The organism is Natronosporangium hydrolyticum (genome assembly GCF_016925615.1).
In the GTDB taxonomy this organism is placed as follows: Bacteria; Actinomycetota; Actinomycetes; order Mycobacteriales; family Micromonosporaceae; genus Natronosporangium; species Natronosporangium hydrolyticum.
In genome coordinates this window covers 3,043,026-3,056,396 of the sequence record NZ_CP070499.1, presented here as the reverse complement: position 1 = coordinate 3,056,396, position 13,371 = coordinate 3,043,026, and the positions used below count along the sequence as shown (strand labels likewise).

Here is a 13,371-nt window from a genome sequence, read left to right as displayed (position 1 = left end):
CGGGGCCCGGCGAGTCGCAGCCGGCGGGCAGCCACGATGCGGGTGGGGTGCCGCGGCTCCGCGCCGCAGCACCCCACCCGTCCCCCACCGGATCAAGCGTTGGGGTGGGGCCCGGGTAGGTCGGGCCCCACCAGGTCATTCGTGGGCGATCGCGCGCAACACGTTGATCCGAGCGGCCCGGATCGCCGGCAGGACCGCGGCGATCACCCCGACTAGCGCCGCCAGCACCAGGTAGACCCCGAGATCCGACCACGGTACGGCGAACTGTGAGATCCCCTGGTCGCGCAGGGCTTGTACCGCCGCCGCACCGAGCGCCACCCCGAGCGCGATGCCGAGCACCGCCCCGAAGAGCGAGATCACCACCGCTTCGACCGTGACCATCCGCATGGTGGCGGCCCGGTTCAACCCGACCGCCCGCAGCAGGCCAAGCTCCCGGGTACGTTCGATCACCGACAGTGCGAGCGTGTTGATGACTCCGAGCACCGCGATCAGGATCGCCAGCCCGAGCAGTACCTGGATCATCACGAAGATGGTGTCGAGCTGGCTGGTCTGCTGCTCGATGAAGGCGCTCTGGTCGCTCACCGACACTTCCGGGCTGTCGGCGAGCAGCGCGCTCACCGCCGGCTCCAACTCGTCGCCGGCGACGCCGTCGGCGAGTTGGATCAGGCCGATTGTGGGCTGTGGCACCGCGAACTGCGGCGTCGCCTCGACCGGCAGGATGAACCCGCCCTGGATGGGCGAGTCCTGATAGAGGCCGACCAGTTCGTACTGGGCCGACTCGCCCTGCGAGAGCTGCACCTCGACCTGGTCGCCCACGGCGAGGCCGAGCGTCTCCGCCCGCTGCTCGTCGACCACCGTCTGGCCGGGCGCCAGGGTGGTGAGTGTGCCGTCGGCCGACTCCAGACCGAGCACGTCCCGCAACGCTGCCAGGTCGTCGGCGGCGGTGAGGAAGGTGCGCTCGCCGTCGATGAGCGCGAGTTCCTGGTAGATGCCGGCGGCGCGGTGGACGCCGGGCAGCTCGGCGGCGGCGGGCAGCACTGCGGCGTCGAAGCTGGGCGGCCGGGGACCGGTCTGCTCTCCAGCAATGATCAACTCTGCCGCGATCGAGTCCCGGGCCAGCGTCTCCATGCTGGCCTTCGCCGAGGTGAGCAGCACCCCGATGCCGGCTACCAGCGAAACCCCGACCATCAGGGCAGCGGCGGTGATCGCGGTCCGGCGTGGGTTGCGCGCCGAGTTCAGCCTGCCGAGCCGACCCGGCAGCGACCAGGAGAACAGCCGGCCGAGCACCGCGATCACCGGCCGGGCCACCAGCGGTGTCAGCAACGCCGTCCCGATGAAGGTCAGCAGTACGCCGCCGAGGATCGCGGCCAGCACGGCACCCCCGGCGTTGTCGGTGAGGCCGAGCATCAGGATGCCCGCCCCGGTCACCAGGATCGCGCCACCGACGACACTGAGCTTGGTCAGCGGCCGGTCCGGGGTGGCGGCTTCCTGCATCGCCGCCACCGGCGGCACCCGGGAAGCCCGCAGCGCGGGCAGCACCGCGGCGACCAATGTCACCAGAAGGCCGACCGTGACCGCCGCGATCACCGCGGTCGCGGGGACGCCGAGGCCGGCGAGCGGTAGCTCGCTGAAGGCAGCCGCGACTCGGGCGAGGAGCCAGCCGACGCCGACGCCGGCGGCGAGGCCGAGCACGGAAGCGACCGCGCCTACCACCGTGGCCTCCAGCATCACCGAGCCGATCATCTGCCGGCGGCTGGCGCCGATGGCGCGGGCGAGCGCCAGTTCGCGGGTGCGCTGGGCGACGATGATCGAGAAGGTGTTGAGGATCAGGAAGACGCCGACGAACAGCGCCACCCCGGCGAACCCGAGCAGGATGTAGTTGAAGAAGGCGAGTCCTTCTTTGAGTTCGTCCGCTTGGTCGGCTGCTGCCTGTTCGCCGGTGCGGACCTCGTAGCCGTCCCCGAGCGCGGCGGCGATGTCGTCGCGCAGGGTCTCCGGCGCCACCCCTGGTTCCGCCTGGACGTCGACCGCGTTCCACACCCCGGTCTCGCCCAGCATCAGCTGTTGGGCCACCTCGTCGGTGAAGGCGACGAACTGGACCCCGCCGAGGGTGTCCCGGCCGCCGGCGAAGCCGAACGTGCCGACCAGCGTGAAGTCGTTCCGGGGTTCGCGGGTCAACACGCCGACCTCGTCGCCGATGGCCAGCCCGGCGGAGTCCGCCAGCGCGACGTCGATCGCGATCTCGTCCGGCGCCGCCGGTCCGCGGCCTTCCCGAAGCTCGTACGGTCCGGCGTCGGCGGTCCAGTTGATGCCGAGTCGGGGCGGGCCGAAGGATGAGACGACCTTGCCGTCGGAGCCGATCACCCGGGCGCCGTCGGCCTCGACCAGCCCGACCGCCTGGGCGACGCCGGAGACCGCCGCCACCGTGTCGGCGGTGTCGGCGGGGATGTTGGCTGGTACCTGCTCACCCTCCAACTCCGAGACCTGGATGGCTGCTTCACCTTGGACCAGCACGTCGGTCTCGGCGTAGGCGTCGGCGAAGATGGTGTCGAATGAGCGACCGAGGGTGTCGGTCAGAATGAGACTGCCGGCGACGAACATCACACCGAGGATCACCGCTAATCCGGAGAGCAATAGCCGCAGCTTGCGGTGCAGCATGCTGCGCAGGGTGGTGCGGAGCATCAGGCCACCGCCTCGGCGGCATCCGTGGCGACCAGCGTGTCCAGCCGCTTCATCGTGTCCAGGACGGCTTCGGCGGTGGGGTTGGCGAGTTCGTCGACGATGTTGCCGTCGGCGAGGAAGATGACGCGGTCGGCGTAGGCGGCGGCGACGGGGTCGTGGGTGACCATGACGATGGTTTGTTGGTGTTGGTGGACGCTTTGTTGGAGGAAGGTGAGGATTTCGGCGCCGCTGTGGCTGTCGAGGTTGCCGGTGGGTTCGTCGGCGAAGATGACGTGGGGTTTGGTGATGAGGGCGCGGGCGCAGGCGACGCGTTGTTGTTGGCCGCCGGATAGTTGGGTGGGTCGGTGGTGGAGGCGGTTGGTGAGGCCGACGGTGTTGATGATGGTGTCGTACCAGTGGGGGTCGGGTTTGCGGCCGGCGATGTTGAGGGGGAGGAGGATGTTTTCTTTGGCGGTGAGGGTGGGGAGGAGGTTGAATTGTTGGAAGATGAAGCCGATTTGGTCGCGGCGGAGTTTGGTGAGGGTGTTGTCGCGGAGGCCGTTGAGTGGGGTTTGGTCGATGTAGACGGTGCCGCGGGTGACGGTGTCGAGGCCGGCGAGGCAGTGCATGAGGGTGGATTTGCCGGAGCCGGAGGGGCCCATGATGGCGGTGAACTGGCCTTTGGTGAGGTTGAGGTTGACGCCGCGGAGGGCGACGACCTGGGCTTCACCTGACCCGTAGACCTTCCATACGTCCTCCGCCCGGGCGGCGAACGCCCCGCCGCCGGCCCGGTTGTGCGCGGTTCGCTGGGCTGCGTTCATTTTTACTCCTGATTCGGTGGTGGTGCCGGCCGGCGCGTTCATCGGCCGGCACCACCCATCGTCAGCCATCCCGTTGTGGTTTCCCTCCCACCCGAGGCGGAGTGGGGGCGGATTTCCCGCTGCGGGACGACCCCGATGCCGGCTCAGGGCAAACCCGGAGCTCCCCGGTGCGCCGGCGGACCGGCGGTGTCGACGGTGGTCATCGGGTGAGGCTGCGCTGCAGCTGCCAGGCCCCGAGGGTGAAGAGCACCGCGGCGAAGCCGGCCAGCGCCCCCAGCTGCGGCAGGATGTCGGTGACGGTGCCGCCGTGCCGGACCAGTTCGCTGTAGGCCTCGTACCCCCAGGCGTGGGGGGTCGCCTTCGCGATCGTCTGCACCTGATCGGAGAGCAGCTCCAGCGGCAGCATGGTGCCGCCGAGCGCGGCCAGCCCCAGCCCGAGCCCCATCCCGACGCCCATCGCGGCTCCCTCGTTGCGGAACAGCGCGCCGAGCAGCATCGCCGCGCCGCTGCCGACCAGACAGAACAGCACAAGTACGGCGGCGGCGCCGATCGGGTCGCCCCAGTCCACTCCGAACAGCAACGCCGATCCGAGCAGGACGATGAGCCCTTGGGTGAGCGCGACCGCGAACCGGCCGAGCGCTTCGCCAGCGACCAGGGTTCGGATCGGGGTAGGGGTGGCGGTCATCCGGGTGATGACGCCCAGCCGGCGCGCCTCCACCAGCCCGAGCGCCGCCATCAGCGAGGTGAAGAAGACGAACAGCAGCAGCAGCGAGGGCGCCATCGGCGCGAACTGGCTGAGCCCTTCCGGGATCTGCGCCTCCCCGGTGGTGGTCACCGCGACCTCGATGCCGGGCATGGTCGCCGCCGCGGACTCGGCCGCACGCAGGTGTTGGTCGACCGGCGCGCCATGCTCCTGCGCCCCGAACTGGGCGGCCCGGAGCAGCGCGGCCTCCTGCGGGATCACCGACCGCACCCAGACTCCGAGGTCGGCGGCGAGCGGATCGTCGGCGCGGGCCAGATAGCGGACCGCTGCCTGCTCGCCGTCGCCGACCACCTGGTCGTAGTCGTCGGGGATGACGACCCCGGCGTTGAGCAGGCCCCGCTCCAGCTCCGTCTGCAGCTCGGCATGGTCGTCGAAGCGGGTGAGCTCGACCCGGTCGTCCTCGGCGAGAGCGTCGGTGAGCCGCTCGGCCAGTGGCCCGCCGCCGTCGACTACTCCGATGCGTACCGGTTGGGAGCCGCCGAAGAGCATCCCCAACACCAGCAGGAAGAGGAGCGGTCCAATGATCACGAAGAAGACGTTCGGCCGGTACCGGAAGAGCCGGCGTAGGTTCAGCCCGGCGATCGCCAGCATCTTCATGCTCTCACCACCTTGTCGATACGCAGGAGCGTGACCGCGAAGGCCACTGCGGCGATGCCCGTCAGCACCAGCGCGGGCACTATGGCCGCGGCCGGTCCGGCGCCGGTGAGTTCGGACAGGCCTTGCAAGAACCAGCGGTGTGGGGTGGCGTAGCTGATGACCGCCAATCCGCCAAACTGGGCCAGCGGCACGAACGACCCGCCGAATAGACCGAACAGGACCGCCAGTACCGACATCCAGTTGCTGGCCTGTTCGGCGGTGTTCGCGAAGGAACAGAGCAGCGCCATGATCGCGACCGCGGCGAGGACGACCGCGACCACCAGTACCGCCACCCCGCGCAGGTCACCCCAGCTGGCGCCGAGGAGCAGGGTGGAGGCGCCGATCAGGACGGTCATCGCGGCCACACCGACCACGACCGAGCTGAGCAGCTTGCCGGCCAGGATCGCGGGGCGGCCGCTCGGGGCGGCCAGCAGCCGGGCCATGGTGCCCTGGCTACGCTCCTCCAAGAGCCCACTTACGCTGAGCATGGCGGTGAAGAACAGAAAGAAGACCGCCATGCCGGCCGAGTAGTGGGTGTTGCTGGAGAGCTCCCGATCGTCGACCGAGTCGTCTACCGCAAGCACCACCGGTGCGGCCAGCTCGGCGGCCTGTTCGGCCAGGTGTGCGGGGTCCGCGTCCGGGTCGTCGGCGCCGCCGACCGCCACGGCCAGCTGGACGCCGCGCAGCTCGGCGGCGAATGCCTGGGCGATCTCCCGCGCGATCTGGACGGCGATCCCGGCGTCGGGATGACCGATCACGTCGATCCGCGCCTCCTGGCCGGCGTTGACCTGGTCGGTGAAGCCGGCCGGCAGGATGAAGACCGCGTCCTGGTCCTGATCGTCGAGGAGCCGGTGAGCGGTCTCCCGGTCGGTGACTGGCTCGATCTCGAAGCTGCTGTCGGTCGCGATCGCGGTGAGGACCTCGTTGGTGAAGACGGTGGCGAGTTCACCACCGTCCTCGTCGACGACTCCATAGGAGACGTTGAGCTGGGGGTCGCCCGGCGCCATCAGGCTGTTGAACATGAACGCCAGGCCTAGCGGCAGGACCACTGCGAACAGCAGCAGGGTGCCGTTGCGCAGTTGTTGCCGTAGGTCCTTGGCGGTGAGGTGGATTATCGTCCGCATGGGTTGATCAGTCCCTCAGCGCCTTGCCGGTCAGGTGCAGGAAGACCGCTTCGAGGTTGGGTTGGCGGACCTCCACTGACCGGACCGTGGTGCCGGTGCCGGTGGCGGCCGCCAGCACCGTCGGCAGCAGCGGCGCCGCCTCGCCGACCATCAGCCGGATCCGGGACTCTTCCCGGGTGAGGGTGCCGACCTCGGGCAGCTTGCCGAGCGCGTCGGCGGCCGCGGCCGGATCACCCTCGGTGGTCAGGACGATCTCGTCCTGGCTGCCGACCAGGCGGACCAGCTCCCGCCGGGTGCCTTCAGCCTTGAGTTGACCTTCGTCGATGATACCTACCCGGTCGCAGAGCCGTTCGGCCTCCTCCATGTAGTGGGTGGTGTAGAGGACCGCCAGCCCCTCCTCGGCGAGCTGTTGCACGCTGGCGAGGATCGCGTTGCGGCTCTGCGGATCGACGCCGGCGGTGGGCTCGTCGAGGATCAGTAGCCGCGGCTGGTTCAGCAGCCCGACGGCGATGTGGAGCCGGCGTGCCATCCCGCCGGAGAATTTGTCGACCCGGTCGCTAGCCCGGTCGCTGAGCCCGACCAGCTCGACCACCTCGGCGACCCGCCGCTTTTGCGCACCTCCGTGCAGCCCGTAGAGATTGCCGAAGAACCGCAGGTTCTCTAGCGCGGTGAGGTCCGGGTAGAGGGCGAGGTCTTGCGGGACATACCCGATCATCGCCTTGGTGGCGGTCCGGTTGACCCCGTGCGGCTGCCCGGCGACCGTGACCTCGCCCCCGTCGCGGGCGAGGATGCCCACGACCATCGAGATGGTGGTGGTCTTTCCCGCGCCGTTGGGTCCCAGCAAGCCGTAGGTCTCACCTTCGCGGATGCTGAAGCTGATGTCGTCGACCGCTGTCAGCTGCCCGTACGCCTTACGCAGGTGCTTGCACTCCAGCACCGGTTCTGTCACAACCTGCTCCTTACCTTGGTTGGTCGGGTTGCCCTCGACGCGGGGCAAGCCTGCCCACGACGTCCGTTCGGTCGCATCGGTCGGCTGGCTAGCGCCGGGCACCGACTGGCTAGTCGTGCGGCGCACCGTTGGCTCGGTGCCGCCGCCAGAACTGTCTGGTCTGGTCATCCCGCACCACGACGCCGAGCGCGTCGAGTTCGTCGCGTAGTTGCCGGGCGTCGCTGTAGTCCTCGTCGTGCAATGCCTTCTCCCGGGCGGTGAAGAGGGCGTCCGCGCCGGGCGGCAACTCGGGAAGCCCGGGTACCCACCGGCGAAAATCGTCGAAGTACGGGTCACCATCGGCGTGCCAACGGTAGCCGTGGCCCACAAAGGCCGCTCGGAGCGCCGGCTCGGGTAGGTCGGAGGCCTCCCGCGCCAGCTCCTGGGCCTCGGTGCCGAGTAGGACCAGTTGCTTGCCGTCGCGGAACACCCCCTGGACGCGGTGCCGGGCAAACTCGGTGGTGGCACCGGCCCGGGTGACCGCGATCTGATGGTCGGTGACCACCACCCGGAGCTGGTCGTTGGCTGCCGAATAAGCCAATCCGAGGCCAGCGAGCACGCCTAGCGCCACCGCCACCACGGTGCCCCATGGGCTCGGTGTGTTCTCGACCAACCGCAGCGGGCCCGGCAACGGCGTCCACGGCAGGGAGAGCAACCAGGGGACCAGCCAGCGCAGCGCGGCCCCGAGGGCGCCACCCAAGACCGGGAAGCCTACCCAGAACAGCAGGCTGACCCAGCTGGGGTCGGCCACGACGGTTCGGCGAGGTTCAACCATCGTTGATCTCCTTGCTGCCCGGCGGCGGGTCTCCGGACCGGTCGCCGCCGGGCTCGTGGTCGGTGAGCAGGAACGGCCGGAGGAGCCCGGGCGCCGCCTGGTCGGCGAGGGCGAGTGCGTCGTCGGCGGCCAGGTCGGTCGCCTCGTATGCGCCGTAGCCGGCGGCGGTGGTGGCGGTGAGCGAGAGGAGTCCGAGCCGCCGCTGCCACAGCGACTGCCGGAGGCGCCAACCCACGATCGCACCCCCGTGCAGCGCGACCGTGGCGCGGCTGACCAGGCCGGAACGGACCACCAGGTACGACCCGGCGAGGGTGTGGCCGAGTGCCCGGTAGGCGACCGCGGCTGCGAGCAGGGTCAGTGGGAGCAGCGCCGACGCTAGCAGCGGTGCCCAGTTCGGGACCGGCTCGATGGTGGTGGCGGCGATGCCGGCCGCCGCCACCACCGCGGCGGCGATCGCGATCCCCCACCAGTAGCGGCGGCGGCCGGCGGCGGCCGGGTGCGGCCGTAACGGCGCCGTCAACGGGTTCGGCGCGGCGCGGAGCACCTCGGCGGCCACCCGGCGGGCGACCGTCACCGGCCCCCGGGGCAGGATGGTGCTGGCCGGGCTGAGACCCCCCTCGTTCAGCCCGGTGCTGATCACGTTGGTGTCGGCGACGCCGAGCCAGCGCCACAGCACCGGTTCGCTGATCTGGATGCCGCGGATCCGCCCCTCGTCCCGATCGATCTGCCGGGTCTTGAACAGCCCCTGGCTGGTCCGCAGCGCCGAGCCCTCGGGGCGGGGCACTCGGGTGAGCCGGAACCGCCAGTATTCGGTGACGAAGCCCGTGGCCAGCACCCCGACGCCGAGCAGGCTGATCGCCGCGAACCCGATCATGACCGACCAGAACCAGCCGAGTGACCGCCAGTCGAGCAGCCCGGTAACCCAGCCGACCAGGTCCAGCCCGACGCTGCCACCGAGCCACATCGCGCCCCACAGCACCCCGGCGGCGGCGAGGTACGCCCAGACGCTGAACAGGTTGTAGCCGATCCAGGACCAGCGCAGCTCGGCGAGGACCGGGTCGGACGGTGGCTCGGGCCGCTGCTGATCGCCGGTCGCGGCCGCTGCCGGCGCCGCCTCGCCGAGTAGGTCTCGCCGTAGCCGCTCGGCGTCGGATCGAGAGATCGCGTCCAGCGCCAGCGCTGCCTCGCCGGTGTTGGCCTGCTGCCCAGCGCCGATCGACACTACTCGTAGGCCACCCAGTCGGTGCCGGAGCGTCGCGGTGGTGTCCACGCTGCGGATCCGGTCGCGGCGGACCGACCGGTACTGCCGCACCAGCAGGCCGGTGCGGCCTTCGACGTACTCGTCAGTGATCCGGTACCGGGTCTTGATCCAGCGCAGCGCGTCGGTGCCGGCGCTGACGACGCCCCACGCCGCGACCGCCAGCGCCGGCCAGAGCGTGCCGAGGCTCGGCTCCACCCCGAAGATGGTCACAGCCGCCACCGCCGGGGTCAGGGCGAGCAGCGTCTGTACCGCGTCCACCAGGATCATGCGGGAGTCCAACCGCCGCCACGGCGGCTCCGGTGAAGGGGACCGGGGTGGCGGGTCGGTGACCTCCGAAATCGCGGGTGCGGCAGGTTCCCGACTGGTCACGTCGCGTCTCCCGGGGTCGCCTCGGTGATCTCCGTGAGCCGGTCGGCGGTGCGCTGGGCGGTCTCGTGGTCGAGTCCGACGATGTAGACCGTGCCGTGCGCCGACGCGGTGGTCACCGCCACCGCGGCCAGCCCCAGCAGTTGCTCCAGCGGCCCGCGGCGGGTGTCCACGGTCTGGATCCGGGAGATCGGACTGATCCGCCATTCCCGCACCACCCAGCCGGTGGCGGCGTAGACGGCCTGCTCGGTAACCTCCCACCGGTGGACCTGGTAGCGCCACAGCGGCATCACCACCAGGTAGGCCATCGCGAGTAGCCCGGCCACCGGCAGCAGCGGCCGCAGCCACGCCGCCCCGGGGACCACGAAGGTGGCTACCACGGCAGCGGCGAGCAGCGGCACCACCAGTGCGACTGCGCGCAGCGTCCACCACCAGCGAGCGCGCGGATGCACCGGATGGGCGGGTGAGCGGAGGCGGATCGGCTCCCGGGCCAGCAACTTCATGCCGGAATCTTCCGGTCTCGGCGGACCTGCGGACATCTGCCGGGTGACTACCGGAGCTGGTCGGGCGGCCAGAGTTCCTGGCCGACCGGCGAACGTCGACGTTGAGCTGACGCCCGTACGCTCGGGGGATGCGGCAGAGCGAGGGCAGGGGGGTGCCAGTCTGGGCGCTGCCCGGCGAGCTGGCGGCGGTCGACGGCCGCACCAGCAGCGGGCGTACCGTCCGCGACTGGCTGGTCGATACGGTGCTCTTTCTGTTCGCCGTGGCGCTCTGGCTCAACGAGTCGCGGAGCCTGACGACCGGATCGGCAGATCCGGCGTACGTCGCGGCCGTGCCCGACTGGATGCTGGCGATGGACCCCTGGGTGGGTGGCCTGGCGTGTTTGAGCCTGTGGTGGCGGCGGCGGTATCCGCTGGCGATCGCGATCGCGATGGTGCCGGTGCTCGCGGTCTCCGGCGCAGCGATGGGGGCCGTCCTGGTGATGATCTTCACCGTCGCCATCCACCGCGGCTGGTTGCCGGCGGTCGCGGTGACCGCGCCGCAGCTCGTTCAGGGGCTGGGGTTCGCACTCACCTACCAGCCACCCGGGTTGTCGCTCGGGGTCTACGTGGGCTGGGTCGTGGGGATGTTCGGGTTGCCGCTGGCCTGGGGGCTGGTGGTGCGGTTCCGCCGGCAGGTGCTGCTGGGCCTGCGGCGGGAGGCTCGGCAGGAGCGGCAGGAGCAGCAGCTGCGGCTCGCCCGGGCCCGCCAGTCCGAGCGGGAACGGATCGCCCGGGAGATGCACGATGTGCTGGCGCACCGGATCTCGCTGCTCTCGGTGCACGCGGGCGCGTTGGCGTACCGCAGCGAACGAGCACAGGCCGGGGCGGCGCAGCCGTTGAGCGGCGCCGAGGTCGCCGAGGCGGTACGGGTGATCCGGGAGAACGCCCACCAGGCGCTGACCGAGCTGGGGGAGGTGCTCACCGTGCTGCGCGGCACCGAGCCGGCCGCCACCGAGCGGGCGGAGCCACCGCCCTCGCTGGGGGATGTGGCGGAGCTGGTAGCCGAGGCCCGGGCGGCGGGTCAGCCGGTGACGCTGCAACTGGATCCGTCGTTGGTCACCGGCTCGCTGCGGCCGCAGGAGCAGCGCACCATCTACCGGGTGGTGCAGGAAGGGTTGACCAACGCCCGCAAGCACGCGCCGGCGGCGCCGGTGGCGGTACGGGTCGGTGGTTCACCCGGCGCCGAGGTGGCGGTGGCGGTAAGTAATCCGGTGCCGGCTGGCCGGACGGCCGAGATCCCCGGCACCGGTGCCGGGCTGGCCGGGCTCAGCGAACGGGTCGCCCTCGACGGCGGCACCCTGGAGCACGGTGCGATGGGTGGGATCTTCCAGCTCTCGGCCCGGTTACCGTGGCACGGTGGACGAGACGAACCCGCGGACCAGGGTGTTGCTGGTCGATGACGACGCACTGGTGCGCACCGGTCTGAAGCTGATGCTGGGCGGGGCGCCGGACCTGACCGTGGTCGGTGAGGTGAGCGACGGCGGTGAGGTGGTCGAGGCGGTGGCTCGGCTGGTGCCGGATGTCGTGCTGATGGATATCCGGATGCCGGTGCGTGACGGCATCGACGCCACCCGGGCGCTGCGGTCGGAGTCGAGCGCCCCACCCGCGGTGATCGTGCTCACCACCTTCGACAGCGACGCCAACGTGCTCGCCTCGATCCGGGCCGGGGCGGCGGGTTTCCTGCTCAAGCACACTTCGCCGGACGAGATCGTGGCGGCGGTGCGCCGGGCGGCGGTCGGGGAGCCGGTGCTCTCGCCGGACGTGACCCGGACGCTGATGGCCCACGTGGCCGGGAGCGTGGAGCCGGACGGTCGGGGGGTGCGGGCCCGGGCCCGGCTCGGCCAGCTGTCGGAGAAGGAGCGAGAGGTGGCGGTCACGGTCGCGCGGGGTTTGTCGAACGCCGAGATCTCGGAGCAGCTGTTCATGTCGGTCGGCACGGTCAAAGCGCACGTGTCGAGCGCATTGACAAAGCTCGACCTGGCGAACCGGATTCAGCTGGCGGTGCTCGCGCACGACGCGGGAGAAGCATGACGCCGGAGTCGGCTCCGCCGGCCGGCCGAACGACCGACGTACCAGATTGACCGAACGGACTACGTAGTCGCTGGTCGATCCTGGAATACCCACAGTGACGTGCGGATTTGGTTGGCACTCTCCACCTTGACCCATTCGCTGTGACGTTGCTAACGTCCTTTCAGGCGCGTTCGCGCGTCCCCCACCGAGGTGGCTCCGGTAGCACGTGATCGGGCCCTAACCAGGAAAGGGAGGAGCTATGCTGAGCTTCTCTGGCCACGTTGGCAGCACGGCGACCGGCGGTCTTACCGTTACGGTCGCGCCGGGCGCTTCCACCACCTGCGGCGGCGGCAACTGCTGCTGCACTAGCTGCTGCTCCTGGTAACAGCGGCGCACAAGGGAGGCTCCGATCGCTGCGGGCCTCCCTTGTGTCGTGCTTTCGCCCGTTTCCCGACCTGACCGGTGGAGGACCGTGCCTTACCAACGCACGAAAGACGAGGTCGAGGCGGCGCTCGCCGACCACGACTACCTACGGGCTGTGGGCAGCTTCGCGATGCAGCACAGCCTGGTATCCATCTACTCGACATCTACTGTGGTGCGTACCCCGGACACGGTGCTCCGGGGCCGGTGGGCCGGCGCCGGCGACGACCTGGCCGGGGAGTCGCTGCTGCTGAACTACCGCACCGACAACGCCCGGCACGGCTTCCAGCTGGGCATCGGCCGGTTCTACGAACCCGACGCGGTGCTCACCTCCTGCCACGCAGACCTGGAAGAGGACCTGCGGGAGACGGTGCCGCTGCCGGCGCCTAAGAAGCTCCGCACCGGGCTGACCGCCGCGGTCACTACCCGGCGCAGCAGCCGGGAACTCACCGGTGAGCCGGTGAGCCTGGCCGAGCTGGCGACCCTGCTCCACCACGCCCAGGGCAACACCGGCGAACTGCCCTACGGCAACCCCGCCGACCCGCACGGCATGATCAAACTTCGTACCGCCCCCTCCGGCGGCGGCCTCTACCCGGTCACCCTGTTCGTCCAGGCGCTCAACGTGACCGGTCTGCCCGCCGGGGCCTACGAATACTTCCCCTACTCCCACTCACTCAAGCCGGTCCGACCACCCGGGGCCGATCCGGTCGACCCGCTGGCGCTCTATCGTTCGCCGGACCTGGCGATCGACCAGGCGGCGGTGGTGTTCACCTTCGTCTACAACCTGCACCACAACTCTCGCAAGTACGGCGACGGCGGGGTGGTGTTCGGGCTGATCGAGGTCGGGGCGATCCTGCAGAACCTGCACCTCACCCGGACCGCCCTGGCGCTGGCCGGGTGCGACCAGGGTGGCTACGACAAACAACGGATCGAACAGGCGCTGGGGCTCGACGGGCACACCCGGCACGTCGTCCACGTCAGCATCATCGGTCAGGAGGGATGAC

At 70.5% G+C, this 13,371-nt stretch carries 11 protein-coding genes; 3 read left to right on the top strand and 8 right to left on the bottom strand.

Features of this window, described 5'->3' with window-relative positions:
- Positions 1–135 precede the first annotated feature (135 nt).
- From JQS43_RS13565 to JQS43_RS13530, 8 genes are all read right to left on the bottom strand, one after another.
- Complete coding sequence (locus JQS43_RS13565) at positions 136–2,682, bottom strand: ABC transporter permease (RefSeq protein WP_239674753.1); 2,547 nt, start codon at positions 2,680–2,682, stop codon at positions 136–138.
- On the bottom strand, positions 2,682–3,482 hold the full coding sequence (locus tag JQS43_RS13560; protein ID WP_239674752.1) for an ABC transporter ATP-binding protein: 801 nt from the start codon (positions 3,480–3,482) through the stop codon (positions 2,682–2,684). The genes JQS43_RS13565 and JQS43_RS13560 overlap by 1 nt, the downstream gene beginning before the upstream one ends.
- A 199-nt stretch (positions 3,483–3,681) precedes the next feature.
- Positions 3,682–4,842 (bottom strand): ABC transporter permease, encoded by a 1,161-nt coding sequence (locus JQS43_RS13555; RefSeq protein ID WP_239674751.1) that lies wholly within the window; start codon positions 4,840–4,842, stop codon positions 3,682–3,684.
- Positions 4,839–6,005 (bottom strand): ABC transporter permease, encoded by a 1,167-nt coding sequence (locus JQS43_RS13550; protein WP_239674750.1) that lies wholly within the window; start codon positions 6,003–6,005, stop codon positions 4,839–4,841. Before JQS43_RS13550 ends, JQS43_RS13555 begins: the two co-directional genes overlap by 4 nt.
- Positions 6,006–6,012: 7 nt before the next feature.
- Complete coding sequence (locus tag JQS43_RS13545) at positions 6,013–6,954, bottom strand: ABC transporter ATP-binding protein (protein WP_239674749.1); 942 nt, start codon at positions 6,952–6,954, stop codon at positions 6,013–6,015.
- Between the two features lie 109 nt (positions 6,955–7,063).
- A complete protein-coding gene (locus tag JQS43_RS13540) occupies positions 7,064–7,768 on the bottom strand; it encodes a YqeB family protein (RefSeq protein WP_239674748.1) in 705 nt (234 codons plus the stop codon).
- A complete protein-coding gene (locus tag JQS43_RS13535; RefSeq protein WP_239674747.1) occupies positions 7,761–9,398 on the bottom strand; it encodes a PH domain-containing protein in 1,638 nt (545 codons plus the stop codon). The genes JQS43_RS13540 and JQS43_RS13535 overlap by 8 nt, the downstream gene beginning before the upstream one ends.
- Positions 9,395–9,898, bottom strand: coding sequence for a PH domain-containing protein (locus JQS43_RS13530; RefSeq protein WP_239674746.1), 504 nt, complete (start codon positions 9,896–9,898; stop codon positions 9,395–9,397). The genes JQS43_RS13535 and JQS43_RS13530 overlap by 4 nt, the downstream gene beginning before the upstream one ends.
- Positions 9,899–10,026: 128 nt before the next feature.
- Between JQS43_RS13530 and JQS43_RS26060 the strand changes: the two genes are divergently transcribed.
- From JQS43_RS26060 to JQS43_RS13510, 3 genes are all read left to right on the top strand, one after another.
- Positions 10,027–11,337, top strand: coding sequence for a sensor histidine kinase (locus JQS43_RS26060; protein WP_275580891.1), 1,311 nt, complete (start codon positions 10,027–10,029; stop codon positions 11,335–11,337).
- Positions 11,294–11,968, top strand: a complete 675-nt coding sequence (locus tag JQS43_RS13515; protein ID WP_239674745.1) for a response regulator — start codon at positions 11,294–11,296, stop codon at positions 11,966–11,968. Before JQS43_RS26060 ends, JQS43_RS13515 begins: the two co-directional genes overlap by 44 nt.
- A 451-nt stretch (positions 11,969–12,419) precedes the next feature.
- Positions 12,420–13,370, top strand: a complete 951-nt coding sequence (locus JQS43_RS13510) for a SagB family peptide dehydrogenase (RefSeq protein ID WP_239674744.1) — start codon at positions 12,420–12,422, stop codon at positions 13,368–13,370.
- Position 13,371 lies beyond the last annotated feature (1 nt).

Coding starts and splice junctions, on each gene's coding strand:
- JQS43_RS13565 (WP_239674753.1), bottom strand. CDS start 2,682: ATGCTCCGCACCACCCTGCGCAGCATGCTGCACCGCAAGCTGCGGCTA.
- JQS43_RS13560 (WP_239674752.1), bottom strand. CDS start 3,482: ATGAACGCAGCCCAGCGAACCGCGCACAACCGGGCCGGCGGCGGGGCG.
- JQS43_RS13555 (WP_239674751.1), bottom strand. CDS start 4,842: ATGAAGATGCTGGCGATCGCCGGGCTGAACCTACGCCGGCTCTTCCGG.
- JQS43_RS13550 (WP_239674750.1), bottom strand. CDS start 6,005: ATGCGGACGATAATCCACCTCACCGCCAAGGACCTACGGCAACAACTG.
- JQS43_RS13540 (WP_239674748.1), bottom strand. CDS start 7,768: ATGGTTGAACCTCGCCGAACCGTCGTGGCCGACCCCAGCTGGGTCAGC.
- JQS43_RS13530 (WP_239674746.1), bottom strand. CDS start 9,898: ATGAAGTTGCTGGCCCGGGAGCCGATCCGCCTCCGCTCACCCGCCCAT.
- JQS43_RS26060 (WP_275580891.1), top strand. CDS start 10,027: ATGCGGCAGAGCGAGGGCAGGGGGGTGCCAGTCTGGGCGCTGCCCGGC.